The 26,594-nt window shown below is 70.5% G+C and carries 24 protein-coding genes; 15 read left to right on the top strand and 9 right to left on the bottom strand.

The window, feature by feature from the left end; genetic code table 11:
- Window positions 1-16: 16 nt before the first annotated feature.
- Window positions 17-1,309: an isocitrate lyase gene (gene aceA / locus ACFHYQ_RS25110; protein ID WP_394303592.1), complete on the bottom strand. Its 1,293-nt coding sequence runs from the start codon at window positions 1,307-1,309 to the stop codon at window positions 17-19.
- A gap of 245 nt (window positions 1,310-1,554) precedes the next feature.
- Here aceA and ACFHYQ_RS25105 point away from each other — a divergent pair, with 245 nt between their 5' ends.
- Together ACFHYQ_RS25105 and ACFHYQ_RS25100 are read left to right on the top strand one after the other, a co-directional pair.
- Window positions 1,555-3,027 carry a helix-turn-helix domain-containing protein gene (locus ACFHYQ_RS25105; protein WP_394303591.1) on the top strand — a complete coding sequence of 491 codons (1,473 nt, stop codon included), beginning with the start codon at window positions 1,555-1,557 and terminating at the stop codon, window positions 3,025-3,027.
- An 81-nt stretch (window positions 3,028-3,108) separates the two neighbouring features.
- Window positions 3,109-4,335, top strand: coding sequence for an acyl-CoA dehydrogenase family protein (locus ACFHYQ_RS25100; protein ID WP_394303590.1), 1,227 nt, complete (start codon window positions 3,109-3,111; stop codon window positions 4,333-4,335).
- Between the two features lie 155 nt (window positions 4,336-4,490).
- Here the strand turns inward: ACFHYQ_RS25100 and ACFHYQ_RS25095 are convergent, their stop codons facing one another.
- A complete protein-coding gene (locus ACFHYQ_RS25095; RefSeq protein ID WP_394303589.1) occupies window positions 4,491-6,017 on the bottom strand; it encodes a glycosyltransferase family 39 protein in 1,527 nt (508 codons plus the stop codon).
- A 130-nt stretch (window positions 6,018-6,147) separates the two neighbouring features.
- Between ACFHYQ_RS25095 and ACFHYQ_RS25090 the strand changes: the two genes are divergently transcribed.
- The 3 genes from ACFHYQ_RS25090 (at window position 6,148) to ACFHYQ_RS25080 (ending at window position 8,160) form a co-directional block, all read left to right on the top strand.
- The gene (locus ACFHYQ_RS25090) at window positions 6,148-6,684 is read left to right on the top strand and encodes an NUDIX hydrolase family protein (protein WP_446746309.1); all 537 of its coding nucleotides are present in this window, start codon (window positions 6,148-6,150) and stop codon (window positions 6,682-6,684) included.
- A gap of 274 nt (window positions 6,685-6,958) precedes the next feature.
- Window positions 6,959-7,288, top strand: a complete 330-nt coding sequence (locus ACFHYQ_RS25085; protein WP_394303588.1) for an SHOCT domain-containing protein — start codon at window positions 6,959-6,961, stop codon at window positions 7,286-7,288.
- Between the two features lie 14 nt (window positions 7,289-7,302).
- A complete protein-coding gene (locus tag ACFHYQ_RS25080) occupies window positions 7,303-8,160 on the top strand; it encodes a universal stress protein (RefSeq protein WP_394303587.1) in 858 nt (285 codons plus the stop codon).
- Between the two features lie 30 nt (window positions 8,161-8,190).
- Here the strand turns inward: ACFHYQ_RS25080 and ACFHYQ_RS25075 are convergent, their stop codons facing one another.
- Window positions 8,191-8,892 (bottom strand): CBS domain-containing protein, encoded by a 702-nt coding sequence (locus ACFHYQ_RS25075; protein ID WP_394303586.1) that lies wholly within the window; start codon window positions 8,890-8,892, stop codon window positions 8,191-8,193.
- 154 nt (window positions 8,893-9,046) lie between these two features.
- Here ACFHYQ_RS25075 and ACFHYQ_RS25070 point away from each other — a divergent pair, with 154 nt between their 5' ends.
- From ACFHYQ_RS25070 to ACFHYQ_RS25060, 3 genes are read left to right on the top strand one after another with little or no spacing between them, the layout of a single operon-like run.
- A complete protein-coding gene (locus tag ACFHYQ_RS25070) occupies window positions 9,047-9,706 on the top strand; it encodes a CBS domain-containing protein (RefSeq protein ID WP_394303585.1) in 660 nt (219 codons plus the stop codon).
- A 42-nt stretch (window positions 9,707-9,748) separates the two neighbouring features.
- Window positions 9,749-10,741, top strand: a complete 993-nt coding sequence (locus ACFHYQ_RS25065; RefSeq protein WP_394303584.1) for an Acg family FMN-binding oxidoreductase — start codon at window positions 9,749-9,751, stop codon at window positions 10,739-10,741.
- 47 nt (window positions 10,742-10,788) lie between these two features.
- Window positions 10,789-12,504, top strand: a complete 1,716-nt coding sequence (locus ACFHYQ_RS25060) for a sensor histidine kinase (RefSeq protein WP_394303583.1) — start codon at window positions 10,789-10,791, stop codon at window positions 12,502-12,504.
- A 70-nt stretch (window positions 12,505-12,574) separates the two neighbouring features.
- On the opposite strand, the gene ACFHYQ_RS25055 is transcribed toward ACFHYQ_RS25060, so the two are convergent.
- Window positions 12,575-13,216, bottom strand: coding sequence for a response regulator (locus ACFHYQ_RS25055; protein WP_204011161.1), 642 nt, complete (start codon window positions 13,214-13,216; stop codon window positions 12,575-12,577).
- Window positions 13,217-13,339: 123 nt separating this feature from the next.
- Between ACFHYQ_RS25055 and ACFHYQ_RS25050 the strand changes: the two genes are divergently transcribed.
- Window positions 13,340-15,883, top strand: coding sequence for a cation-translocating P-type ATPase (locus ACFHYQ_RS25050; RefSeq protein ID WP_394303582.1), 2,544 nt, complete (start codon window positions 13,340-13,342; stop codon window positions 15,881-15,883).
- A 192-nt stretch (window positions 15,884-16,075) separates the two neighbouring features.
- Here the strand turns inward: ACFHYQ_RS25050 and ACFHYQ_RS25045 are convergent, their stop codons facing one another.
- Window positions 16,076-16,237: a BON domain-containing protein gene (locus tag ACFHYQ_RS25045; protein ID WP_394303581.1), complete on the bottom strand. Its 162-nt coding sequence runs from the start codon at window positions 16,235-16,237 to the stop codon at window positions 16,076-16,078.
- A 12-nt stretch (window positions 16,238-16,249) separates the two neighbouring features.
- Window positions 16,250-16,783 (bottom strand): CBS domain-containing protein, encoded by a 534-nt coding sequence (locus ACFHYQ_RS25040; protein WP_394303580.1) that lies wholly within the window; start codon window positions 16,781-16,783, stop codon window positions 16,250-16,252.
- Between the two features lie 296 nt (window positions 16,784-17,079).
- On the opposite strand from ACFHYQ_RS25040, the gene ACFHYQ_RS25035 reads away from it, so the two are divergent.
- Window positions 17,080-17,976 (top strand): universal stress protein, encoded by an 897-nt coding sequence (locus tag ACFHYQ_RS25035; protein ID WP_394303579.1) that lies wholly within the window; start codon window positions 17,080-17,082, stop codon window positions 17,974-17,976.
- Between the two features lie 64 nt (window positions 17,977-18,040).
- On the opposite strand, the gene ACFHYQ_RS25030 is transcribed toward ACFHYQ_RS25035, so the two are convergent.
- Together ACFHYQ_RS25030 and ACFHYQ_RS25025 are read right to left on the bottom strand one after the other, a co-directional pair.
- A complete protein-coding gene (locus tag ACFHYQ_RS25030) occupies window positions 18,041-18,739 on the bottom strand; it encodes a methyltransferase domain-containing protein (RefSeq protein WP_394303578.1) in 699 nt (232 codons plus the stop codon).
- 161 nt (window positions 18,740-18,900) lie between these two features.
- Window positions 18,901-20,334 (bottom strand): sensor histidine kinase, encoded by a 1,434-nt coding sequence (locus tag ACFHYQ_RS25025; RefSeq protein WP_394303577.1) that lies wholly within the window; start codon window positions 20,332-20,334, stop codon window positions 18,901-18,903.
- A gap of 397 nt (window positions 20,335-20,731) precedes the next feature.
- On the opposite strand from ACFHYQ_RS25025, the gene ACFHYQ_RS25020 reads away from it, so the two are divergent.
- Window positions 20,732-21,430, top strand: a complete 699-nt coding sequence (locus tag ACFHYQ_RS25020; protein ID WP_394303576.1) for an alpha/beta hydrolase — start codon at window positions 20,732-20,734, stop codon at window positions 21,428-21,430.
- Here the strand turns inward: ACFHYQ_RS25020 and ACFHYQ_RS25015 are convergent.
- The gene (locus ACFHYQ_RS25015) at window positions 21,387-22,556 is read right to left on the bottom strand and encodes an MFS transporter (RefSeq protein WP_394303575.1); all 1,170 of its coding nucleotides are present in this window, start codon (window positions 22,554-22,556) and stop codon (window positions 21,387-21,389) included. The two genes, ACFHYQ_RS25020 and ACFHYQ_RS25015, sit on opposite strands and share 44 nt — an antisense overlap.
- 172 nt (window positions 22,557-22,728) lie before the next feature.
- Here ACFHYQ_RS25015 and ACFHYQ_RS25010 point away from each other — a divergent pair, with 172 nt between their 5' ends.
- The 4 genes from ACFHYQ_RS25010 (at window position 22,729) to ACFHYQ_RS24995 (ending at window position 26,571) form a co-directional block, all read left to right on the top strand.
- Window positions 22,729-24,444, top strand: coding sequence for a DEAD/DEAH box helicase (locus ACFHYQ_RS25010; protein ID WP_394303574.1), 1,716 nt, complete (start codon window positions 22,729-22,731; stop codon window positions 24,442-24,444).
- A 75-nt stretch (window positions 24,445-24,519) separates the two neighbouring features.
- Window positions 24,520-25,128, top strand: a complete 609-nt coding sequence (locus ACFHYQ_RS25005; protein ID WP_394303573.1) for an MFS transporter — start codon at window positions 24,520-24,522, stop codon at window positions 25,126-25,128.
- 93 nt (window positions 25,129-25,221) lie between these two features.
- Window positions 25,222-25,968 (top strand): YcnI family copper-binding membrane protein, encoded by a 747-nt coding sequence (locus ACFHYQ_RS25000; RefSeq protein ID WP_394303572.1) that lies wholly within the window; start codon window positions 25,222-25,224, stop codon window positions 25,966-25,968.
- 378 nt (window positions 25,969-26,346) lie between these two features.
- Window positions 26,347-26,571 (top strand): hypothetical protein, encoded by a 225-nt coding sequence (locus tag ACFHYQ_RS24995; protein WP_204011191.1) that lies wholly within the window; start codon window positions 26,347-26,349, stop codon window positions 26,569-26,571.
- The last annotated feature ends 23 nt before the right edge of the window (window positions 26,572-26,594 follow it).

The following is a 26,594-nucleotide window of genomic DNA, read 5'->3' as shown; positions in this document are numbered from 1 at the left end:
CTTCGTCGCGTGCGAGTTAGTGAGCCTCGGCGAACTGCGACTCCTCGGTTGAGCCCTTGAGGGCCGTGGTCGAGGAGTCCGGCGCGATGGCCGTGCTGACCAGGTCGAAGTATCCGGTGCCGACCTCGCGCTGGTGGCGGGTGGCGGTGTAGCCGCGCCGCTCGGCGGCGAACTCCGCCTCCTGCAGCTCGACGTAGGCCGTCATGCCCTCCTCGGCGTAGCCGCTGGCCAGGTCGAACATCGAGTAGTTCAGCGAGTGGAAGCCGGCCAGCGTGATGAACTGGAACTTGTACCCCATGTGACCGAGCTCCCGCTGGAACTTCGCGATCGTGGAGTCGTCGAGGTGCTTCTTCCAGTTGAACGACGGCGAGCAGTTGTAGGCGAGCATCTGGTCGGGGTACCGGGCCTTGATCGCTTCGGCGAACTCCCTGGCCACGTCCAGGTCGGGTGTGGAGGTCTCCATCCACAGCAGGTCGGCGTACGGCGCGTAGGCGAGACCGCGGGCAATGCAGGCCGTCACGCCGCCCCGGACCCGGTAGAAGCCCTCGGCGGTGCGGTCGCCGGTGACGAAGGCCTGGTCACGGGGGTCGACGTCGCTGGTCAGCAGCGTCGCGGCCTGGGCGTCGGTCCGCGCGATGACCAGGGTGGAGACGCCCGCGACGTCGGCCGCCAGACGCGCCGCGTTGAGGGTCTTGACGTGCTGGCCGGTCGGGACCAGCACCTTGCCGCCCAGGTGGCCGCACTTCTTCTCGGAGGCGAGCTGGTCCTCCCAGTGGACGCCCGCCGCGCCCGCGACGATCATCCCCTTCATCAGCTCGAACGCGTTGAGCACGCCGCCGAAGCCGGCCTCGGCGTCGGCCACGATCGGGGCCAGCCAGTGCGGCGCGGTCTCGTCGCACTCCGACCAGCTGATCTGGTCGGCGCGCAGCAACGCGTTGTTGATCCGCCGGACCACGGCGGGGACCGAGTTGGCGGGGTAGAGGCTCTGGTCCGGGTAGGTGTGCCCGCTCAGGTTGGCGTCGGCCGCGACCTGCCAGCCGGACAGGTAGATCGCCTTCAGGCCCGCCTTCACCTGCTGCACTGCCTGGTTGCCGGTCAGTGCGCCGAGCGAGTTGACGTAGTCCTCGGTGTTGAGGAGATGCCAGAGCCGCTCGGCGCCGAGCCGGGCCAGCGTGTGCTCCTCCTGGACGGAGCCCCGCAGCCGGATGACGTCCTCGGCGGTGTAGGTCCGCTCAGTGCCCTTCCATCTGGGGTTGGTGTCCCACTCCTGCTGCAACTGCTGGGCGGCTGCGGCGATGCGATCCGACATGTCCCGGTCACTCCCTTGTTGCGTGTTCTGCCGTCACCTGGGGCTTGCTTCCGAGTCTGTTGCCCGGGATAGAGATCGACAAGGACAAACTTCTCGAAAGTATGCAAAAATTTCTTGATCAAGCAATACTGACCAGTATTCGAGAGAGAAGAAATGGTGAGTTTTCCAAATGGCCTAGACCACGCGGAATGGTATGGACCATTACCCGGTGGAAGATCTCGGGTTTTTCCGCCTAGGATCGGTCTATGGCCTCGATTCTTGGCGAAGAACCGCTGTCTTTGACACAGGAGCTCGACCTTCTGGCCTTCGGCCAGCGGCTCAAGCACCTCCGCAGGCAGCGCGGCCTCACGCTGACCGAGCTCGGCGAGCGGGTCGGCCGGGCGCCGAGCCAGCTCTCCCTGCTGGAGAACGGCAAGCGCGAGCCGAAGCTGTCGCTGCTGAAGTCGCTGGCGGCCGCGCTGAACGTGCCGGTCGAGGAACTGCTGCGCAGGCAGGCGCCCAACCGCCGGGCCCAGCTCGAGATCGCGTTGGAGGAGGCGCAGCGTGATCCGCTCTACTCCGCCATCGGGCTCAGCCGGCTCAAGGTCTCCGCGCGCGTGCCCAACGACGTCATCGAGCACATCCTCGGGCTCTTCCAGGAGCTCAAGGCCAGGGAGGCCAAGGGCACGGCCACGCCGGAGGAGGCACGGGCGGCCAACGTCGAGCTCCGGCGCAAGCAGCGCGAGCTGGGCAACTACTTCGAGGAGATCGAGAAGGCCGCCGCCGAGGCGCTCGCCGCCGTCGGCTACCGCGCGGGCGCGCTGTCGGAGAGCACGGTGCAGGCACTGGTGTCGCACTTCGGGTTCACCGTGCACACCGTTCAGGACCTGCCGCGCTCGGCCAGGTCGGTGACCGACCTGCGCAACCGGCGGATCTACCTCAAGCGCGAGCATCTCGGCGGCATGCACAGCCCGCGCACCGTCCTGCTGCAGACGCTCGGCCACTTCGCGCTACAGCACCACAGGCCCCGCGACTTCGCCGATTTCCTGCGTCAGCGGGTCGAAGCCAACTACTTCGCGGCCGCCGTGCTCGTACCGGAGACCGCCGCCGTGCCGTACCTGTGCGAGGCCAAGCAGGATCGGGCGCTGTCCGTGGAGGACCTGCGCGACGTGTTCGCCGTCTCCTACGAGATGGCGGCGCACCGATTCACCAACCTCGCCACCCGCCACCTCGACCTGGTCTGCCACTTCGTCCGCAACGACGCCGACGGCATCATCTACAAGGCCTACGAGAACGACGGCATCGTCTTCCCCGCGGACGAGCAGGGGGCGATCGAGGGGCAGCGGATGTGCCGGCAGTGGTCGGGACGGCAGGTGTTCCGCTCGCCCGACCGCTTCTCGCTGTACTACCAGTACTCGGACTCGCCCACCGGGACGTATTTCTGCGTCGCCCACGTCGACCCGTCCCAGGAGAAGGACTTCGCCATCACGCTCGGCGTGCCGTACAAGGAGTCGCGCTGGTTCCGCGGCCGGGAGACGACGGCACGGACGCAGTCGAAGTGCCCGGGCGGCGACTGCTGCCGGCGGCCGGCGGCCGAGCTCGCCCAGCGCTGGGAGGGGTACGCCTGGCCGTCGGCGCGGGCCAACTCGCACGTGCTGACCGTGCTGCCGCCGGGGTCGTTCCCGGGCGTGGACGAGGCCGATCTCTACGCCTTCCTGGAGCGGCACGCGACCATGTGACTCGAGATCTCCAGGATGATAAAGCTACTGTCCAGTAGCCGTTACTTCCGGTAACCCCCACCGGGACTGCAGGGATGGTCCATGAGCGAGCACAACAGCGCTTTCTGCCCCGAGTTGAGCGACGATCTGCGTGAGCTGCGCGACTGGGTGCACGGATTCGCCGAAGATGTGGTCCGTCCTGCGGGCGCCGAGTGGGACGAGCGCGAGGAGACTCCCTGGCCGATCCTCCAGGAGGCCGCCAAGCTCGGGCTGTACTCGCTGGACTTCTTCGCCCAGCAGTGGTTCGAGGAGTCCGGGCTCGGGCTGCCGGTCGCCTTCGAGGAGCTGTTCTGGGGAGACGCCGGCATCGGCCTGTCGATCGTCGGCACCGGGTTGGCCGCGGCCGCCCTCGCCGGCAACGGGACGCCCGAGCAGATGGGGGAGTGGCTGCCCCAGATGTTCGGCACCCCCGGCGACGTCAAGCTCGGCGCGTTCTGCGCGTCGGAGCCGGACGCGGGCAGCGATGTCGGGTCCATCAGGACCCGGGCCGAGTACGACGCCGTCAAGGACGAGTGGGTCGTCAACGGCGTGAAGACCTGGGCCACCAACGGCGGCATCGCCGACGTGCACGTCGTGGTCGCCTTGGTCGATCCGGCCCTCGGCACCCGCGGCCAGGCGTCGTTCGTGATCCCGTCGGGGACGCCTGGGCTCGCACAGGGGCAGAAGTTCAGGAAGCACGGCATCCGCGCCTCCCACACCGCCGAGGTGGTCCTGGACGGCGTCCGGGTGCCCGGCCGCTGCCTGCTGGGCGGCAAGGAGAAGCTGGACGAGCGGCTCGCCCGGGTGCGGTCCGGGGCACGCGGCGGCGAGCAGGCGGCCATGCGGACCTTCGAGGCCACCCGCCCGCTGGTCGCCGCGATGGCCGTCGGCACGGCCAGGGCCGCGTTCGAGTACGCGCGTGACTACGCCCGCGAGCGCGAGCAGTTCGGCCGCAAGATCGGCGAGAACCAGGCGATCGCGTTCCTCCTCGCCGACATGGCCACCAGGGTGGACGTGGCGCGGATGATGACCTGGCGGGCCGCCTGGATGGGCCGGCACGGCAGGACGTTCCACCAGGCGGAGGGCTCGATGAGCAAGCTGGTCGCGAGCGAGACCGCCGTGTGGGTGACCGAGCAGGCCATCCAGATCCTCGGCGGCGCCGGCTACACGCGCGAGCACCCGGTCGAGCGCTTCCACCGCGACGCCAAGATCTACACCATCTTCGAAGGCACCAGCGAGATCCAGCGCCTCATCATCGGCCGCGCCGTCACCGGCCTGCCCGTCCGCTAGTCGTCCCGCCCATCTTCGGGCCCGGCATCGCCCGCCGCGTCCTGAGCTACCTCTCCGCACCACCGCCCGCAGCACAGCTACCCTTCCCCGAACGCGTGCCCGTTGCGTGCCCGTCAGAGCGGTAACTCACAGGGAGTCGCGGGAGACCACGGGGCTCAGTCGTAGTGCTGCAGGCGAGGCCATGCGGCGGACCAGCCGCCGACCGGGTCGCGGCACACGGCCACCACGCCGCCCTGCTCGTCGTTGTCGACGTCCACGCCGTTGTCGATGCCGGCGCGCTGTTCGCAGGTCGCGAACAGTCGGCTGAGCCAGCCGAGATTCTGCGTCCACGCGACCACGACCGTCGAGTCCTGCGGCGGCGGGCCGGCGTTCCACAGCTCGTTCTGTCCACTGTAGACAGCGCGCCGTAGAGATGCGTCGAGGTACCGGCTCAGCGCGCCGGCCTCCCCGTAGTTGTCCGTGAGGAACACCGCGCGCGCTCGGTCCTGGGCGGGCAGGCTGTCATAGACGTCGAGGACAGTGCGCACGTAGACGGTCCAGCCGACCTGGTCGCGTGCCGTCTGGTTGATCTTAGGGATGGGTGTACGCCCGAGGATGTCCACGGGGACGATCGGCAGCGCGATCGACGCGGACACGACGGCGTTGATCGCGAGTGCGGAGCCGACGACGGCGGACCTGGCGAGGCGGCCACGCGCGATCCATTCGGCCACCGCCACGCACCCGGCCGCGAAGAGGAACGCCAGCAGACCGAAGGGGTAGTAGATCTGGCCTCCGCTCATCCAGGTGACGACCAGGACGACGAGGTACGCGATCGCGAGTGCCCGCACCGGCCGCCACGCGGGCCGGCGCAGCACCGCAACGAGCCCCGCGACCCAGACCGGCGTCAGCGGAATCCCGAACAGGACAAGCTGGAACGGCAAGAGCAGTATCCGCGCCTCCTCGCCCTTGTTCCTCGCGATGGCCCCGGCCATTGAAATCTGGGGCCAGCCGTGGGTCGCCTGATAGACGAGGTTCGGCGAGCCGAGCACCAGTGCGAGAGCGACGCCGCCCCACAGCCACGGGGAGCGCAACAGCCGGCGTGGTCCGACGGCGAGCAGCCCGACCGCGAGTCCGAGGAGCGGGAGCACAATCAGAAGCTTGTTGAACATGCTTAGCCCCGCCACCGCGCCCACGGCGAGCCACCATCTGGGTTCGCCCCGCAGCAGCGCCCGCACCACGAACAGAATCACCGCCGCCCAGACCGCAAGGTCCACCGTCGCAGTGAGCAGAACGTGCCCAGTCACCAGCGGAAACCCGCCGAAGCCGAAGCCCCACGCGGCGAGACCCTGGGCGAGCGGGCCACCGCCGAGCTCGCGGGCCGTCAGCGCGGTCAACAGCACCGCCACGGCCACGCAGGCGACCGCGGGCACGCGCATCGCCCAGAGGGCGTCGCCGAAGACGGCCGTTGCGGCACGCGCGAGCAGTGGGGTCAGCGGCGGCTGGTCCACGTACCCCCACGCGGGCCGCAGCATCCGGAAGTAGAGCTCGTCACGGTGGTACCCGTACTGTCCCGACGTCACGGACAGGACGAACACAGTGGCCAGTGCCGCGGACCCGACCGGAATCCAGGCGACGGGCGGCGGAGACGGTGCGGTGGCGCGGACGGAGAGGGATGTTGTCCCAGTGGAGGGGGGTGCGGTCACAGCCGCACCCTACCGATGGACACTCGGTCCGGCGATGGGCGCTGTCGGAGCGGACGCGCGGAGGTCATTGCGACCGCGAGATCTTCGCGGCACGCGGACGCCCTGGCCGGTGGCCACGTAGGATCGACTGGTGACCGAAATGACCGAAACCACGCCTGGTTGGCTTTCTCGAGAAGAGTTGGAGTCCACGCGCGCGCGGATGCCGATCCTCTATGTCGACGCCGTACCGGTGCGAGTCGACGACACCGGGGTGGTCACCCGTGTCGGCCTGCTGCTGCGCATCGGATCGGGCGGGACGGTCAGCCGTGCCCTCGTGTCCGGCCGCGTGCTCCACTACGAGCGCGTCCGCGACGCCCTCATGCGCCACCTGGAGAAGGACCTCGGCCCGGTGGCGCTGCCCCGCGTCCCGGCCTCCCCGCAGCCGTTCACCGTCGCCGAGTACTTTCCCACCGCCGGCGTCACGCCGTACCACGACCCCAGGCAGCACGCGGTGTCCCTCGCGTACGTTGTGCCGGTCGCGGGAGACTGCCGTCCCCGGCAGGACGCCCTCGACCTCGTGTGGTTCACGCCCGAGGAGGCCGCGTCGCCGATGGTGCTGAGCGAGATGACCGGTGGGCAGGACGTCCTGCTGAAGCAGGCCCTCGCGCACGTCGGCCGCCTGCCCTGACATCGGGCCCGTCATCCGGGGTGCGGCCGAGCCCCGGTTGGGCGTACCCGGTCGGCCGGCAGAGCGCTCACGAATCATCCGCTGAGCGGGGCACGGGGCCGGCGGTCCCGCCCGCACAACGGAGATGCCGTCGAGCGGCGGCAGGTCTGGCGGCCTTCGCGCTTCTCCGTCATCCGAGGGCTGGGGTCATCCGGCCCTGATGCCGGTGGCCTTCGGTCCTTCCCGGCCCGGGTCTCGGCAGGGACGCTGGGGATCGCAGGCAAAGGAGGCTGCGATGAACGAGTTGCCGCCGATCGCCGGACCCTGGGACGGCTGGGGCCATCACATGTGGGGCGGCCACATGTGGGGTGGCGGACCGGGATGGCTGTGGGGACCGGCCATGATGCTGGCGTGGACGGGCATCATCGCCCTGACGGCCTGGCTTGTCGCCCGCGCGGTCGTCCGCGCCAGGACAGCCGGGCCGAAAGCGCGGTCCGGGCTGGATCACGCGCACGCGGTGTTGGCCGAGCGATACGCCAAGGGCGAGATCTCCACGGAGGAATACCGGGAGCGGCTGGCCCAGCTCGGTCACGCGTCACCGGAAACCCATGGCACCAACCAGTGACAGGGAGGGGCGTCATGATCGTCGTTGGGATCGACGGCTCGCAGGCCGGGCTGGAGGCCACGGCCTGGGCCGCCGGGGAGGCGTTGCTGCGCGGCGTCCCGCTGCGTGTGGTTCACGCGATCCCGCGCTGGGTCCTTGAGGGCGGCGAGAGTGGCGAGGGCGGCCGCTATGCCGGGGTCGCCAGGTGGATGCGCGAGGGTGCGGACACAGCCCTCGGCGCCGCCGTGGACTGGGCGCGGCGCGAGTCGCCCGAGGTGGAAGTGGACTTCGCCCATCTGGCGGGGGATCCCCGGAGCGCGCTGATCGATGCCGCGGGTAAGGCCGATCTCCTGGTGGTGGGCAACCACGGGCTCGGCGGCTTCCGCGGGCTGCTGCTCGGCTCGGTCGCGTACGGCGTGGCGGGGCAGGCCCCGTGCGACGTCGTGATCGTACGAGACATGCCCGTGCCGCCGCGCGGTGAGGTGGTGGCCGGCGTGGACGGCTCGCCGATCGGTGCGGCCGCGCTCGACTTCGCCTTCGCCGAGGCCGCGCTACGGGGGGCGCGCCTGCGCGCGGTGCACGCCTGGACCTGGTTCGAGGCGGGCGGCGGCTTCGTTCCCATGCCTGACGATCTCGACGTCGAGCAGGGCGAGACGCGCCTGCTCAACGAGGCGCTGGTGGGCCGGCGGGAGCGCCACCCGGATGTCGAGGTGGTTGAGGAGGTCGTGCGGGGACATCCCGTCGAGGTGCTCAGCCGGGCATCGGACGGCGCAGACCTGTTGGTCGTCGGCTCGCGCGGGCGCGGGAACCTCGCGGGGCTGCTGCTGGGCTCGGTGAGCCAGGCGGTGCTCCAGCACGCCGGGTGCCCCCTGGTGGTCGTACGCGGACGCTAGTGCCGCGTCCCACCTGGGACAGGGGGACGATCATCGGCCGCTTCGCCCGCCGGGGTCGTCCTCCTGCCAGGTCAGCATGTCGATCACGTCGATCACTCCGTTGACCCGCTCGGCCATCCGGGTGAGGATCCGTGCGTCGGCATGGCGGGGGATCATCCCGCTGAGCGTCACCACACCGTCGGTCACGCGTACCTCGACCCCCGAGGTGTCGGCCCACAGCGCGTCGTCGAGAATTTCCGCACGGATTTCGCAGACGATGTCGTCGTCGGGCCGGGCGAAGACCTTGACCAGGTCGTGCCGGCTGACGACGCCCTCCAGCCGCCCGTCGTCGTCGACGACCGGCAGGCGTTTGACCCCGCGCTCGGCCATCAGGCGCGCCGCGTTCACCACGCTCGTGTACGGCCTGACCGTGACGGCCGGGGCGGTCATCAGCTCGGCCGCCGTCTCGCCGAGGGCCTTCTCCTCGGCCCCGGCGCCGGGACCGGCGGTGAGGTTTCGCAGCCGCGCACGTAGCGGCGGCCGGTAGCCCTCCTGGTAGTACTGCTCACGGAACTCCTCCTTGCGGAGCAGATCGGCCTCCGACACCACACCGATGACATGGCCCTCGCCGTCCACCACCGGCACCGCGCTCACCTCGTGCGCGATGAGCACCTCGGCGATGTCCCGGAACGGCGTGCTGCCGTTGACCGAGGCGACCTCCCGGGTCATCACGTCCCGCACCTTCTTGTGCATGTCGGCTCCCTTCGCGCTGCCGCGTCTGGCCGCTCCCGTCTGAACCGTTCCCCGCAAGTGCGGTCGAAAGTCCCGCCCGGTCGGGACCTTCACCGCTGACCAGGTAACACGCCGACGGAGACGCTGGTGCTGACACGGATGGGAGGAAGTCCTGATGGGCATCAAGGTGAAGGACGTCATGGGGAAGGTGGCGATCGCCGTTCGCATGGACGCGTCGTTCGCCGACCTCGTCGACACGATGAGGCGGTTCAAGGTGGGTGCCGTCACGGTGATCGACGCCGACCGGCGGCCGGTGGGAGTGGTGTCTGAGGACGACATCCTCCTCAAGGAGATCGACTTTGGTGGGGGTCTGTTCGAGAGCCGGAAGACGCGGACCGAGCACCGCAAGGCGGCTGGCACGACCGCCAGTGAGATCATGAGCACTCCGGCGATAACCGTGACCGGGGGAACTCCTGTCCGTGACGCGGCGAGGCTGATGCACCGTAACCGGATCAAGCAGCTTCCAGTGATCGACGCCATGAGCGGCCGCATCGTCGGGACCGTGCACCAGGGTGACCTGCTGCGCGTGTTCGCCCGGCCGGTGACGGACATGCGTGCGGAGATCGATGAGATCGCCGACCGGATGGCGGTGGACACGGCCGACCTGGAGATCGTCGTCGAAGCCGGGATGGTCATGATGCGGGGCAAGGTCGGCCGGCGATCGCAGATCCGGCCGTTCCTGCACGCGGTCCGCGGAGTCGACGGCGTCATCGAGGTGGATGCGGATCTGGCGTTCGAGATCGACGACCTGCTGATCGCCCCGCCGCTCCTCTGATCGGGCGGCGGCGGCCCGACCATCGAACAGAGGGGGACGCTCATGAACACTCGGACATCTGACGAGACCATCCGCGTGGTGCACGAGGCGGTCGAGGCCGCGGTGTGGGCACCCTCGCCGCACAACACCCAGCCGTGGTCCTTCGTCGTGTCGGGAGACGAGGTCGGCCTGCGCGCCGACCCGGACCGGAAGCTGCGCGTCGCCGACCCCGACGGCCGTCAGATGGTGGTGAGCTGCGGGGCGGCCCTGTTCAACGTGCGGATCACGCTGCGAGCGCTCGGCTACCACCCCGAGGTACGGCTGCGCCCAGACCCGCAGCGCTCTTTGCTGCTGGCGACGATCCGGCCACAGCCGACGGGGGAGCCCGACGAACACGCCGGCCTGCTCCACTCGGAGATCGAGCGACGCCGCACCCACCGGAGCGGCTTCACCGGGTTGGCCATCGCGGACGAGTTGGTCGCCGCGCTCGTCGCGCAGGCCGCCGAGGAGGGGGCGCGGCTGACGCCGGTCCGGTCGCAGGAGGACGCGCGCGTGCTCGCGGCACTCACCGGCGCCGCCCAGGAGGTCCAGTCCCGGGACCGCATGTTCAACCTGGAGATCATGCGATGGGCCCGGCCTCCCGGAAGCGCCAGGCGGGACGGCGTGCCGGCGGGAAGCTATCCGGCGGCTCCGGAGCGGACGCTACCGCAGCACTTCGCCCAGCGTGACTACGCCAGGGGGCAGGACTGGGGCGTAAGGTCCGACGAGCCCGGCGACACCGGCCTCGTGGCCATGCTGACGACGCCGGGCGACGACGCGGACGACTGGCTGGCCGCCGGTCAGGCGCTGCAGCGGGTCCTGCTGCATGCCTCGGCCTACGGCCTCAGTGCCGCCTTCCACACTCAGGCGCTGGAGTTGCCCGAGTTGCGGGAGTTCATCCGTAAGCACGTCTGTGACGGGGCGTACCCACAGATGATCATGAGGCTCGGCTTCGCCGTTGACGAGGTGGGCAGCGTCCGTCGCCCACCCTCCGAGGTGGTCGAGGAACGGGACTAGGTCGCTTCGCTGTGGAGACCGGCGGTACGGAATGGGAAACTTCCGGTATGAAGGAAGACGAGCCCCGTTCGCTGCTCCCTCACATGCGACTGGACGACCTGCTCTCCGAGTTGCAGGGCCGGCTGCAGGCGGTGCTGGCCACCCGTGATCGCGTGCACGCCCTGCTGGACGCGGTCGTCTCGGTCGGCAGTGATCTGGACCTGGAGACGGTCCTGCGTCGGATCGTCGAGACCGCCACGACCCTCGTCGACGCCTGCTACGGCGCGATGGGCGTGATCGGCGAGGAGAACACGCTTGTCCAGTTCGTCCCGGTGGGTCTGACCGAGGAGGAGATCACCCGGATCGAGCACTGGCCGCATGGTCTGGGCCTGCTCGGGCTGCTCATCAAGGACCCGCAGATCCTGCGGCTCGCCGACATCTCCGAGCACCCCGAGTCGTACGGCTTCCCGCCCGGCCACCCGCCCATGGGCGGTTTCCTCGGCGTACCGATCAAGGTGCGCGACGAGGTGTTCGGCAACCTCTACCTCACCGAGAAGCGCGGAGGAGAGGAGTTCGACGAGGACGACGAAGCCGTCGTCGTCGCCCTGGCCACCGCCGCCGGTGTCGCCATCGAGAACGCCCGCCTGTACGAGGACACCCGCCGCCGGGAGACCTGGCTCAAGGCGTCGTCCGAGGTCACCACCCGCCTGCTGTCCGGCGCGGAACCGGAGGAGGTGCTCGCGCTGATGGCCCGCCGGACTCGTGAGATGGCGGAGGCCGACGTCGTGACGGTCCTGCTGCCCGGCGACGACGGCGAGACGCTGCGGTGCACCTTCGAGGAGAGCGCGGATCAGGACACCCCCGCCGACGCGAAGGTGATCGGCCGGGAGATCCCGGTCTCCGGCACGCTGGCCGGGCGGGCCTTCCTGAGCGGGGAGCCGCGCATGACGACCGACTCGGCCGATGACGAGGCCGGGACCGACGCAGAAGAAGACCTTCCGGTGGGCCCGGTCGCGGTGGTGCCGATCGGCCGGGCGGGGGCGGTGCGCGGCGTGCTGTGGCTGGGCAAGCGCCACGGGCGCATGCCGTTCAGCCTCTCGGAGGTGGAGATGTTCCACGCCTTCGCCGGGCAGGCCGCCGTCGCGCTGGAACTCGCCGAGACGAGGAAGAACGCCGAGCGGCTGGGACTGCTCGAGGACCGCGACCGCATCGCCAAGGACCTGCACGACGTCGTGATCCAGCGGCTGTTCGCGGTCGCCATGACGCTGATGGGCGCGGTCCGGCTCGTCGAACGGCCGGAGGCCTCATCGAGGGTGCAGAGCGCGATCGACGAGCTGGACACCACCATCCGGCAGATCCGATCGACCATCTTCGCGCTGCAGGCGCCCCGGGAGGAGAGTGCGCCGAGCCTTCGGGCGCAGGTCGTCGACCTCGTGGAGGGGGCACGCGGTCACCTGGGCTTCATGCCCGGCCTGAGCCTGGAGGGCAGGCTGGACACCGAGGTGTCCCCGGCAATCGCCGAGCACCTGCTGGCCGTCCTGCGTGAGGCGCTGTCCAACGTCGTCCGCCACGCGAAGGCATCCCGCGCCGATGTGACCGTACGCAACGAGACCCGGCTCCTCACCCTGATCGTGACGGACAACGGGGTTGGAGTTCCCGATTCGGGAAGGCGAAGCGGGCTGCGCAACCTGGAGGACCGCGCGCGACGGCTGGGCGGATCCTTCGAGGTCACCACCGCAGAAGGCGGAGGAACCCGGCTGCGATGGACCGTGCCCCTGGACTAGATCCAGACTAGATCCAGCCCGCCACCTTTCCCGTGATCTTGCGATTTCTCGCAGTTCGCCGCGGGGGCTGTCACCGTTCGCGGTCGGCTTTCAGGCGTGCTGCCAGGGCCGCCGCCTGGGTACGGCGCTCCATGTTGAGCTTGCTCAACAGGTTGGAGACGTAGTTCTTCACGGTCTTCTCGGCCAGGAACATCCGCTCACCGATCTGGCGGTTGGTCAGCCCCTCGCCGATCAGCTCCAGGATCTGCCGCTCCTGGTCGGACAGCGCGGCGAGCGGGTCCTTCCTGGTCGCCTGATCGCGCAGCCGCTGCAGCATGGCCGCCGTCGTCTGCGGGTCGAGCAGCGACTGGCCGGCCGCCACCGTGCGTACCGCGCCGACCAGGTCCGAGCCGTGGATCTGCTTGAGCACATATCCCGAAGCCCCCGCCATCACCGCGTTGAACAGCGCCTCGTCGTCGGCGAACGAGGTCAGCATCAGGCAGGCCAGCTCCGGCATCTTGGAGCGCAGGTCGCGGCAGACATCCACGCCGTTGCCGTCGGGCAGCCGGACGTCGAGCACGGCGACGTCCGGTTTGAGGGCGGGGATCCGGGCCAGCGCCGACTCGGCCGTGCCCGCCTCCCCGACGACCTCGATGTCGGCTTCGGACTCCAGCAGCGCCGCGACGCCTCGCCGTACCACTTCATGGTCGTCCACCAGGAACACACGAATCATGTCCATACGCTAACCCGCGACGGGTGTGCTTCGCCGCTGGGGCGAAGGTCCCCCGGGGGAGTGCCTTTCGCCCGGGGTGCCCGGTACAGCCGGAGTGATCTGCTTGAGGGCATGGAGACGGCTGTGCGAGCACTGACAGGACTGACCGAGGAGGCTGTGTCCCGGCGGCTGGCCGAGAGCGGGCCCAACGAGTTCCCGCAGCCCCACCGGCCGCGGCTGCCCGTACGGGTCGCCCGTCAGCTCGCCGACCCGATGTCGATTCTGCTGCTGATCGCCGGACTGGTCACCCTGGTCGTCCTCGGCGAGGTGCCCGAGGGCGCGGCCATCTTGATCATTCTCCTGGTCAACGTGGTGATCGGAGTGAGCCAGGAGACGAAGGCGGACCGTGCCGTACGGGCGCTGCGCACCTTCACCGCGCCCCTGGCCAAGGTCGTCCGTGACGGCGTCGTACGGAGGGTCCCCGCCGTCGAGGTCGTGCCGGGCGACATCATGCAGGTGGCGGCAGGAGACCGCGTCCCGGCCGATGCGCGCCTGCTGGAGGCGAGCGCGCTCGGGGTGGACGAGTCCATGCTGACGGGCGAGTCGCTGACGGCCGCCAAACGGGTGACCGGAGCGGGTGAGCCGGCCGGTGGCGGCGGGGATCTGGCGGGTGAGCCCTGGGGGCCTACGGGGCCTGCGGCACCGCCGGGGCCGACCGTGCCGCTCGCCGAGCGTCATGGGGAGTTGTTCGCCGGGACGCTGGTCGTCCGGGGCGCGGGCGTGGCCGAGGTGACCCGGACCGGTGCCCGCACGGAGATGGGGCGCATCGCCTCCGCGCTGGGCGGCGGCGTCAAGAGCCCGCTGGCGGTCGAACTCGCCAGGGCGTCGCGGCGGATCGGCCTGGTCGCCGTCATGGCGGGTGTCGTGATGATCCTGATCGGGCTCACCCGGGTCCAGCGGGGCGAGGCCGCGCTGCTCGACATCATCCTGGCCGGGGTGGCGCTGACCATCGCCGCGGTGCCGGAGAGCCTGGCCGCCGCCGTCACCACTGCGCTGGCGCTCGGCTCACAGCGCATGGCCAAGCTCGGCGTGATCGTGCGGCGCCTGTCGGCCATCGAGGCCCTGGGCGCGACGACCGTCATCGCCACGGACAAGACCGGCACGCTGACCACCGGGCATCTGACCGTGGTCGACCGGGTGGCGGCCTCCGGAGGTGACCTGTGGCGTGCCGGGCTGCGCTGCAACGACGCCCGTGACGGTCTCGGGGACGCTGTCGACGTCGCCCTCGTCGTCGCGGCCGAACGGCACGCGGTACGGCTGCCGCCCGGTGAGGAACGCCTGGCCGCCCGGCCGTTCGAGGCCGAGACGAGGTCCATGGCCGTGATCACGTCGGGGAGCGATCCCGCGGAAGGTCCGCTGCTGACGGTCAAGGGCGCCCCCGAGGTGGTGCTCGGCCGGTGCGTTCCCGGAACGGAGACCGACCGGCTGGCGCAGGCGGTGTCCGGTCTCGCCGATCGTGGCCTGCGGGTGCTCGCGCTCGCCGAGCGGCACACCGGTGATCTGGACGCCGACGGGCTGCGCCCCCTCGGCCTGGTCGCGTTGCGTGATGAGATCCGCCCCTCGGCGCCGCAGGCCGTGGCGGACTGCCGTGCGGCCGGCATCCGGGTCGTCATGGTGACCGGTGATCACGCCGACACCGCTCGCGCGATCGCCGAGGAGGTGGGCATCGAGGCTGACCCGGTGGTGACAGGCGCGTCGCTCGACGCCCTGCGCGGTTCCGACAGCGTTGATCACCGCGGCAGATTCGCCCGGCTCCGCGAGGCGGGCGTGCTGGCCCGGGTCGACCCGGCCACCAAGCTCGACCTGGTGCGTGCCCTGCGTTCCGGCGGGGATGTCGTGGCGATGACCGGCGACGGCGTGAACGATGCCCCGGCCCTGCGCAACGCGGACGTGGGGGTGGCCATGGCCGGTGAGGAGGGCACCGACGTGGCCCGGGAGGCGGCGGCCGTCGTCGTCACCAACGGCGAGCTCGGCACGATCGTCAGCGGGGTCCGCGAGGGCCGCAGGCTGCGTCACAACGTCGCCTCGATGATCGGATATCTGCTGACGGGCAACCTGGCGGAAATCCTGATCGTCCTCACCGGCCTGATCGCCTGGCCGGATCTGGTCGTGCCGCTGCTTCCGGTGCAGCTGCTCTGGATCAACCTGGTGCTGGACGGCATCCCCGCCATCGCGCTCGGCATCGACAGGCCGGCCGGAGACCCGCTGGAGCTGCGCCCGAGCAGGGACGGCCTGCTGTCGTGGCGGGTCCTGACCCGGATCGCGCTGCGGGCGCTGGTCGTCGGCGTGCTCGTCTTCGCGGCGGTGGAGGCGGCTCGCCGCCTCGGATGGAGCGAGGAGCAGGTCCGCGGCCAGGCCGTGCTCGCCCTCGTCTTCGCCCGCCTGACCCTCGCCTACGTCGTCCGCGCCCGCCGCCGGACCTTCGAACGCGGGTGGTGGCGTTGCCGTTCCGTGCTCGTCGCGGTGACCGCCACCGCCGCGCTGCAGGTGCTCGTGACGGTGATCCCGCCATTGGGGATGCCGCTCGCGCTGGTGCCGCTGCCGCCCGCGGGCTGGGCGATGGCGATGGGCGCCGCCCTACTGTCCGTGATCGTGTGCGACATGATCCGCTTCGGCGGTCGGCGCTGATTGACAAGTGCTGATCGGACGGTGCTGATCTCCGCGGCTTTCAGGAGCCTCTGATGAGGGGTGTCTCCCGAAAGCCGTGAGGCCCGCCGGACATGTCCGGCGGGCCTCTGCCAAGGTCTTTACCAGGGCTTCTACCAGGGCTGCTACGAGAGGTGAGCAGTTCGGGGCCGCCTGAGCCGGCGGGATGCCGGGTCAGACGCCCACCCACCGCTGCTGCCGCAGGTCGTCCCACTCCCAGCTGAGCCGGTCGACGACGCCGACGACGCCGTTGACCCGGCGCATGAGCCGTACGGCGATGTCCGCGCTGCTCCGCTCGGGGACGCTGCCGGTGACGGAGACGACGCCATCCCGCACGGTGACCTCGACCTAGGAGGTGTCCGTCCACATGTTCCGTTCCAGGACGTCCTCGCGGATCTCCCGGGAGATCTCCTCGTCGGGCCGGACGAAAACCCGCAACAGGTCATGTCGGCTCACGATGCCCACCAGGTGACCGTGCTCGTCGACGACGGGAAGCCGCCGAACGCCGTGCCGGTCCATGAGGCGTGCCGCGGACACCACGGAGGTGTCGGGAGTGGTGGTCACCACGCGCGTGGTCATGAGCTCGGCCGCACTGTCCCCGCGGGCTCTGGCGGCCACGTTGCCGCCCTCGTGGTCGAGGCGGTGCCGCAGGCGGGCGCGCAGCGGGGGCCGGTAGCCCTCGCGGTAGAACCGCTCCCGGAACTCCTCCTTGCGCAGCAGGTCGGTCTCGGAGACCACGCCGGCGACGCGGCCCTGGCCGTCCACGACGGGAACGGCGCTGACGCGGCGCCCGATCATCAACTCGGCGATGTTCTTGAACGGGGTGCTCCGGTCGACGGCGGCGACGTCACGCGACATGACGTCCTTCACTTTCACCTGCATGATGCCCTCCCGGCACAACGCGATCTACCTCGACGTTAGGCCGGGCCGGGCATCGGGCTCAGAGGCGTTGGCCCACGTCTCCCCGGCCGAAGGTCCCTCGTCGGAGGGCCGTGCGCCCCTGGTCCCGGCATTGATCGGGGTCGACGCTGAGATCGGCAGATGGAGATCGGCAGGGAGGCATGGTGAGCCGGTGCGGGGAAGAGGTGTCCAGGAAGGGTGACCGGACCGGGCCCGTCGGTGCGGGACCGGCACGGCCCGATGACGACCAATCGACGATTGCCGAAATTGGAGGAGACATGACAGAACCGATCGTGGTCGCGACCGACGGCTCGCCCGCGGCGACCGCCGCCGTCGAATGGGCCGCCGACGACGCCGCCCGCAAGCGCCTGCCCCTGCGCATCGTGCATGTCCTGGACCGCCTGCCGTACGACATCCCCCGCTATCCGATTCCCGACATGTACGATCGCCTGTCCCGGTCCGGCCGGCAGATCCTTCGGGAGGCCGAGCAGACCGCGCGGGAACGGCGGCCGGAGCTCGACGTCACCGTCGAGATGGCCGAGGGAGACCCGGTGCACACCCTCCGGCGGCAGGCCGAGCACGCCATCGAACTCGTCGTCGGCAGTCGCGGGCTGGGCGGCTTCACCGGGATGCTGCTCGGCTCGGTCAGCATGCACGTCGCCGGTCACGTGGACGCTCCCGTGGTCGTGGTGCGGCCCGGTCCCACGGACGTCCGGGGTGAGATCGTCGTGGGGTTCGACGGCTCGCCGGAGTCCGAGGCCGCCCTGGCCTACGCCTTCGAGGAGGCCGGCCTGCGCGGCTGCAGGCTCCGGGTGGTGTACGGGTGGCAGCTCCCGGTGCACATCTACGCTCCGGAGATCGCCTACGACATGGACGAGATGCGGCAGGCGCAGGCGGACTTCGTGACCGGCAGGATCACCGCGTGGCGGGAGAAGTACCCCGGTGTGGAGACCGTGCCGGCCACCGTCTCGGCCCACCCGGTCACCGCCCTCGTCGACGCGTCGGCGGAGGCGGACCTGCTGGTCGTCGGCTCCAGGGGACGCGGCGCGGTGCGGTCGTTCGTGCTGGGGTCGGTCAGCCGGGCCGTGCTGCACCACGCCCGGTGCCCGGTCGCCGTGGTGCGGTCGAAGACGCCGGTCGGCGGGGAGCCCTCCCACCCCGAGGCGACATTGTGATCCGCCCACCGGTCGTGCGACGCCCGTCGTCGCGCGACCGGTGGCCTGGCGGGTGTTCCAGGTGTCAGTCGAAGAATCGCGCCAGCCGCTGTTCGTCGGCGGGCCGTACCCCCGCCTTCACGGGCAGGAGGTCGGCGAAGACGGTCGCCTCGTCGCGCGTCACCACCAGGGGGTACCAGCACCGCCCCGCGTGGTCCGGCCGGCACAGGTACTTGAAGGTCTGCACGTCGAGCAGGCGCACATGGGTGGGGTCGGCGACGGCGTTGACGTGCCGCCACCAGGGCGTGAGGACGTGCAACACCCCACCGGGGCGCAGGATCCGGTGGCACTCGGCGAGCAGCGGCAGATAGTCGGCGAGGTGTTCGATGACGTGGACGGCGAAGACCTGATCCACCGACTCGTCCTGGAACGGGACTCCGTCCACCAGGTCGGCGACGACGTCGACGGTCGGTCCCGGCCGTACGTCGAGGCCGAGGTTGTCCGCGTGCTGCTTGGTGCCGCCGCACCCGAGATCCACGACTCTGGGTGCGCTGCCGTCGACGTGGACCCGGTCCCACACCGCCAGCACGCCGCCCAGCCGGCCGAGCGACTCCCGCAGCATCGCGAGGTCGGCCGCGTCCGGGGCCGAGCCCTCGACGTGGGCCACGCCGCCGTCGAACCGTACGCGCACGTCGAGAGCGCTCAGCCGCGGATCGTGCTTGAGCAGGTCGGCGGCGACGCATTCGAGATCGCGGTCCAGCAGATCGCGCCGATGCTGATTCACGCCGGTTCCCCGCGGACGGGGCTCCGGATGAGGTGGCGGGCCACGATCATGGATTCCTCCTCCCGGCGGCGCTGCTCGCCGCTGACGGCGTTCTCGGTTGACGGCGTTCTCGATCCGCCACTACCCCGGGGGCGTCCTCCGACGCCTCTTCGGGAGGGTCTTCACCGTACGGGGATCACCGGGCGGGCGACGCCCGCCGGCTCCGCCGCGGGTCGATCCGAGTGCAGCAGCGGCAGGCGGACGGCGAACCTGGCGCCGCGCGGCGAGTCTTCGACCCGCAGCGTTCCATGGTGAGCGCGGACGATCGCCCGGCAGATGGCGAGGCCGAGCCCGCTGCCACCGGGATCGCGCCGGCGTCCGTCGGCGAGGCGGACGAAGGGCTCGAAGACACGTTCCCGATCTTCGGGGGCGATGCCGTCCCCGTCGTCGGACACGATCACCACGGCCTGTCCGTCCCGGCGTTCCACAGCGACCTCCACGGTGGTCTCCGCGTGCCGCTGTGCGTTGGCCAGGAGATTGTTCACGACCCCGACCAGCTGCAACCGGTTGCCGAGGACCTTCAGTTCACCATCGGCCCGCATCCGCGCCGGCGGGCCGTACGCCCGGGAGCTGGCCTCCTCACGGACGAGCGCGATCAGATCGACCGGTTCGAGAGCGGTCACGCCGTTCTTGACCCGGGCGTAGGCCAGCACCTCATCGATGATCGACCGCAGTCGCTCCGTGGTGGACAGCGCGGTCCGGATGGTGTCGAGCGGGTCCACATCGTCGGGGTACATCAGCGCCTCCTCCAGCCGCACGCGCAGACCGGCCACCGGAGATCTGAGCTCGTGCGACACGATCTGGGCGAACTGGCGCTGATGGCCGACGGTCTCCTCGATCTCGGCGAAAGTCCGGTTGGCGGTACGCGCGAGCTGCGCGATCTCGTCGTCCCTGGGCGGCTCGGGCACCCGGAGGCTCAGGTCGCCGGGCGTGATCTGGGAGGTGCGCGCGCGGATGGCGGCTACCGGACGCAGCGTGCGACCCACCCCCCACCAGGTGACCCAGGCGGAGAAGGCGGCCACGAGGAGGACTCCGGCGCCGGTGAGCATCTCCAACCGGTTCGTCGCGATGATCAGGGGCTCCGTCTTCCCCGCGTAGATGTAGTGGGGTTCGGCGGACTGCTGGTCGAGCTGGGGAGGGACCCGGATGGCGGTGACCATGACGCACCGGTCGTGTGCCGGGTCGCATACGGTGCGGTTCTGGACGCGCTCGGCGGACGCGGGCGGGGTGACGCTCACCGGCGGCGTGCCCGCCTGCGTCGTGGGCGCCGCCATCACCCGGCCCCGTGAGTCCGTGACCTGCAGCAGGTCGGCCCGGTGCAGGAGGTCGGGCGCCGGCGGCGTACGGTCGGGCGTACGGCCGGGAGTCATCGAGGCGAGCCAGTCAACGGCGATGCGCTGTGTCGCCTGGAATACGCGGGCCTGGGCCGCGTCCCGGATCGCGAAGTCCAGGCTCACCCCGATGACGGTCAGGGCGATCAGGGACAGCAGCGCCACGGTGAGGGTGTAGCGGGCCCGGATCGATCGGGGGCGGGGGAGAAGGCGTCCGCCTGTCACGGGTCCGTCCTTTCCAGGGTGGCCGGGGTGGTACATCTCCGATGGGAGAATCTGTTAGGTTCCAACCCCATATATGGTTGTTTCAATACCCGTCATGCGTGCCGAAACCAGAGAAGGGCCGAACGATGGGGATGGGATTACCGCGGCTTTGCCGTACCGCCTCGTGAGCGGTTCCCTCTGGTAGATAGATAAGCCATCGTTGCTGGTCAGCGGTTCGGCCGTACGGCATCAGCCGGAACACGGATCTCATGCTCGTCCGCAATCCCGCGTTTCCCGGCAAGGTTCTCCAGTGTCCCGATATACCAAAGCGGCGGGATGGACATTCGGCGCAGGAGACAGAACGACGTCTCTCGGGGGAAGAAACAGGAGGAGCGCCTGTAATCGGGAGGTGATCGGCGTGTCCGTGCTGGAGAGGGCCGCTCCCCATCCACTCCCGGACGAGGGGGTCCGGCACGGCAGGCTCTGCGCCCGCCCCGCGATCAGCCGTGGCTCCGTCGATCCCGGTCTGCATCGGCTGGACGGTCACGCCCTGCTGCACGTGCCGCGCGATCTGCCTTCCCGCCCGTCCCGGCTGGCCGTGGTCCTGCACGGCGCGGGCGGTACGGCAGAGCAGGCGCTGCGCTGGCTGGCCGACCTGTCGAACGGTTCCGGGATGCTGATCCTCGCCCCCCAGGCGATCTCCTCGACCTGGGACATGATCGTGGGAGGGTACGGTCCCGACGTGGCGCGGATCGACACCGCGCTGCACGAGGCGTTCGCCAGGACGACGGTCGACGCGGACGCGGTCGCGGTGGCCGGATTCTCCGACGGGGCATCGTATGCCCTTTCCCTCGGGGTGGCCAACGGCGACCTGTTCCGCGCGGTGCTGGCCTTCTCACCGGGGTTCATGGCGCCGATGATCAGGCACGGGTGCCCAAGGGTGTTCATCTCGCACGGCATGTCCGACCGCGTGCTGCCGATCGACGTCTGCAGTCGGCGGCTGGTTCCCGGCCTGCGGCGAAACGGTTACGCGGTCACCTACAAGGAGTTCGCCGGCGGGCACGAGGTGCCGTCTAGGATCGCCGCGGCGGCGGTGCGGTGGTGGACCGCCGAATGAGCACGCCCGCGCCCATCAGGACCGCCGCCATCATGGCGGTGACGAGGGCGAAGGAGACCGACAGCGTGCTCGCCTGGGCGATCCAGCCGATCGCGCTCGGCGCCAGGAAGCCGGACGAGTAGCTGATCGTCGCCGCCCCCGCCACGCCCTCGCTCGGCGTGTTCGCGGCGTTGCCCGCGGCCGCGAACACCAGCGGAATGATCACTGAGATCCCCAGGCCGATCAGCATGAACCCCGCCACCGCCGGCAAGGGGTCGCGGGCGGTCACGACGAGGATCCCGCCGAGCGTCCCGAGCGCCCCGCCGAGACGTACGACCGCCACGGTGCCCAGCCGGCGGACCGCGGCGTCGCCGCAGAACCGCCCGGCCGCCATGGTGAGGGCGAAGGCGCTGTAGCTCGCCGCCGCGACCCCTGGCGAGGCTCCGGTGACCTGGGTCAGGTAGACGGCGCACCAGTCGTGTCCGGCCGCTTCGGCGAAGACCGCGCAGAAGCCGACGAGCCCGATGACCAGCACGGTGCGTGACGGCAGCGCGAACCTCGGCGGTTCCACGGCGTCCGCTTCGGCTCGCACGTCGGGCAGCAGGCCGCCGACGAGGGCGCCCGTCACGGCCAGCGCGAGTGCCATGATCGCCAGGTGGAGGCGGGCGTCGATCCCGGCGTGCGCGGCCACCGAGCCCACGCCGCCGCCCACCAGCCCGCCGAGACTCCACATCCCATGCAGCCCGGACATGATCGAACGGCCCATTCGCTGCTCGATCACCACACCCTGTGCGTTCATCGCCACGTCGGACATTCCCGACGCGGCGCCGTACACCGCGAGCGTCGCGAAGAGCACGGGCAGGCTCGGCGCGAGGGCGGGGAGGGCGAGCGCCGCGCACCACAGGCAGATCAGCCACCGGGTGACGGCGCGACCGCCGTACCGATGGGTGATGCGGCTCGCGGTGGGCATCGTGAGCAGGGAGCCGACGGCGGGCGCGAGCAGGGCCAGGCCGAGCTCGCCGGAACTCGCGTTCAGGTGGTCCTGCAGCCAGGGGATGCGGGTGGCGAAGCTGCCCATCACCGCCCCGTGCAGGGCGAACGTGACCGCCACGGCGACACGAGCCGGTCGCGGCGACTGATGATCCACCGCCCAACGGTAACAGGGGGAGAGCTTTGCCTGGGATCTGCGATTATCACCTGGTGCCCGGACGGCTTCGGGGGGCAGGGCGAATGGGATGCCCACTGACCAGCGAACTCCGGGATTAGGGGATCATAGTTTCCGATGTGTACCGCGTGTGTCTGCCCCGGAGGAGCCTGAGATGGTCGAGAACATGGTCGACGACGGATCGGGCTTCGCCGATCTGGAGTTGCTTCCGGAGCTGCTGAAGGCATTGACCGATCTGGGCTACGAGGAGCCCACCCCCATCCAGCGGGAGGCCATCCCACCCCTTCTGGAGGGGCGGGATCTGCTGGGACAGGCCGCCACCGGAACGGGCAAGACGGCCGCCTTCGCGCTTCCCGTGCTGCAGCGGATGCACGACGAGCGGACGCGGCAGGGCGAGGGCGGGGACGGCGTCAAGCCGATGGCGCTCGTCCTCCTGCCCACGCGCGAGCTCGCCGTGCAGGTCTCCGAGGCGATGCACCGCTACGGCCGCGGCCTCGGCGCGCGGGTCCTGCCCATCTACGGCGGGCAGCCGATCGGGCGGCAGTTGCGGGAGCTCGAGCGCGGGGTGGACGTCGTGGTCGCGACGCCGGGCCGTGCCCTCGACCACATCGGCCGGGGCACGCTCGCCCTGGACGCGCTGAAGATGGTCGTGCTCGACGAGGCCGACGAGATGCTGGACATGGGCTTCGCCGAAGACATCGACGCGATCCTCCAGGACGTCCCGGAAGACCGGCAGACCGTGCTCTTCTCGGCCACCATGCCCCCGCGCATCAACGGGATGGCCCGCAGCCACCTGCGCGAGCCGATCCGCATCAAGATCGAGCGTGAGCGGCCCGCCGCCGGTGAGGCACCGCGGGTACGGCAGAGCGCGTACATCGTGGCGCGCCCCCACAAGCCGGCGGCGCTCGGCCGGGTGCTCGACGTGGAGGCGCCGACGGCCGCGATCGTGTTCTGCCGCACGCGTGAGGAGGTCGACCATCTCACCGAGACCATGAACGGCCGTGGCTACCGGGCCGAGGCGCTGCACGGCGGGATGGGCCAGGAGCAGCGTGACCGCGTGATGGGACGGCTCCGCGCCGGCACCGCCGATCTGCTGGTCGCCACCGACGTCGCGGCGCGCGGGCTCGACATCGAGCAGCTCACCCACGTGATCAACTACGACGTGCCGTCGGCGCCGGAGGCGTACGTCCACCGGATCGGCCGGGTGGGCCGGGCCGGCCGCGAGGGCGTGGCGATCACGCTGGCCGAGCCGCGCGAGCACCGGATGCTCAAGACGATCGAGCGGGTGACCCGCAACCGGATCGCGGTCGAGAAGGTGCCGACCGTCGCGGACCTGCGGGCGAGACGGCTGGAGCTGACCAGGTCCGCCCTCGAGGAGAGCATGGTGGGCGACGCCGACCTCGACCGGTTCCGCGTCGTGGTCGAGACCCTCGCCGACGAGTTCGACCTCATGGACATCGCGCTCGCGGCGGTCAAGCTCGCCCATGAGTCGACCGGCGCCGCCGCCGACGAGGAGGAGATCCCGGAGGTCGCCCCGAGAGCGCCGCGGCCGGACCGGGGACGCCGCGAGGGCGGCCCGGGACGTGAGGAGCGGCGCGGCCGCGGTCCGACGGGCGGGATGACCCGGATCTTCGTCGGCGCCGGCCGCAGCGTCGGGGTGCGGCCGCGTGACCTGGTCGGGGCCATCACCGGGGAGACCCGGGTGAGCGGCCGCGAGATCGGGGCGATAGAGATCGCCGACCGCTTCTCGCTCGTGGAGATCCCCGAGTCCGCCGCGCACGAGGTGATAAACGCCCTGCGGAAGACCACCATCAAGGGAAAGAAGCCGCCGGTCCGCCGGGACCGCGACGAGTTCTCCGAGCGCCGCTGAGCCGCCCGGACCAGCCGGTCCCGATGGTCGCTCTCCGTTATAGGTGATCGGTTTCTGTGGGACAATCCCCACGTCATGCGCGCCAACATCCCCTTACGGCTCGCGCGGTCGGCCGCATTCTCCGCCGTCAGCGTGCTGCTCGCCGTCGGCGCGCACTGGTTCGCCGGGGGAGCCGCCCCCACCCCCCGTGCCCTCCTGGTCGGCGGTCTGGCCGTCATGGCGGGAGCGGCCGCTCTGGCGGGCAGGGAACGATCGCCGGTGGCGGTCGTCGGCCTGCTCCTCGCCGCACAGGCGTCGCTGCACCAGCTGCTCGGCCCGGCCGAGCAGTCCGGCGGCGTGGCCTACCTGCCCGGGACATACGAGTTCGGCCTCTACGACCCGGCTGTCTACGAGGACTGCCATCCGCTGAGCGTGCGTGCCGGGATGCTGTTCGCTCACCTGACCGCGGCGCTGATCACGGGCTGGTGGCTGTCACGGGGCGAGACACTGGTGTGGTCGATCCTGCACAGGATCGGCACCCGCGCCGCCAGGTGGCTCAGGCCGCTGCTCGCCGGGCTCACGGCCGCCGACGGCGCCGTGCCCCGGCCGTGCCCGCGTGAGCCCGAGCGCACGCGGCCCCGGTACGCCGGGCACCTCAGGCACACGGTGGTACGGCGTGGGCCGCCCGTTCTTCTCCTTTCGTGACCTGTTCCGAGCTCCGCGCGGAGCTCGGGCGCGCGCGGCCGTCTTCGGCTGCTCGCGCGTTTTCGACATCCCCACACGACTGGAGAACCTCTCATGGCATTCACCGCCGCCACGCGCCGCGCACTGACAGTCGGCGCCGGCGCCCTCGCTCTCACGATCGGCCTCGCCGTACCAGCCCTCGCCCATGTGACCGTCCAGCCGGGAACGGCGACGAAGGGGAGCTGGACCAAGATCGCTTTCAGGGTGCCGAACGAGCGTGACAACGCGTCCACCAGCAAGGTCGAGGTCGAGTTCCCGACCGATCACCCGCTGCCGTTCGTCTCGGTCCGGCCGGTCCAGGGCTGGGACGTGAAAGTGACCCAGGGCAGGCTGCCCACCCCCGTCGTCAACGACGACGGCGACAAGGTCACCGAGTCGGTCCTGAAGATCACCTGGTCCGGAGGGAAGATCGGGCCCGGGCAGTTCCAGGAGTTCGAGGCGTCCCTCGGCCCGCTGCCGAAGTCCGTCGACCAGTTGGCCTTCCCGACGACCCAGACCTACTCCAACGGAGAGGTCGTCAAGTGGGCCGACGGGCCCAAGGCCGACGGCTCCGAGGGGGACCACCCCGTCCCGGTGCTCAAGCTGGTCGCGCCTGCCGAGGGTGAAGGGGAGCACGGCGCCGCGAGTCCCGCGCCGTCCACCGCAGCCACCACCGCAGCCGCCGTCGCCGTCAAGGAGGAATCCCGCGACGACGCGGGCGGGACCGACGGCACGGCCCGGCTGCTGGCCGGGATCGGCATCGCCGTGGGCGTCGCCGGAGCCGCCGTCGGTGTCGCCGGCCTGCGCCGTTCACGGAGCTAGTGCCACGAGGGCCGGGCCGTACGGCGCGTACGGCCCCCCCATCCATCGTGATCTTGCGAATTCTCGCAGAGAAGGCCCCTGAGCAGGGATGTCGCCCTCCGTGATCTTGCGGTTTCTCGCAGCCGGGCACTCTGGCCAGCTCCTTTGACTTTCGTGATCTTGCAGTGGAGGTGTGAGTGCAAGATCACAAAGGCTGTTTCATCAGGTGGAGGTGGGGTTGTGCGAGGAATTACAAGATCACGAAAGGGGTTTTGCCTGGTCGCGGCCCGGATGTGCGAGAAACTGCAAGATCACGGGGATGGGTGGGGGTGGTGCGGGCACTTCTAACGAGTACGGGGGTTCTGCCTGACCGGCGACTTCTGAGCGGGGGACGAACTCATGGCCGTGAACGCTGATCTCAGCAAGCTGCTCGACCGGGACTATGAGGACCTGAACCTTGAGGAACTCGTCAAGGCGCCGGTCCAGGCGCTGGCCGGTGTGTCCGAAGGCGACGCCGAGCTGCTCAAGAAGGCATTCAACATCAAGACGGTGGGCGACATGGGACGCAACAAGTTCTTCCGCGCCGCCACCGCGATCGTTGATCTGGCCGAAAGCAAGAAGTAGCTCCGCCGGAGAGCGTTATCGAG

It is taken from the genome of Sphaerimonospora cavernae, from assembly GCF_042435035.1.
In the GTDB taxonomy this organism is placed as follows: domain Bacteria; phylum Actinomycetota; class Actinomycetes; order Streptosporangiales; family Streptosporangiaceae; genus Sphaerimonospora; species Sphaerimonospora cavernae.
The sequence above is the reverse complement of the archived record's forward strand: the minus strand, read 5'-3'. Positions and strand labels throughout refer to the sequence as shown.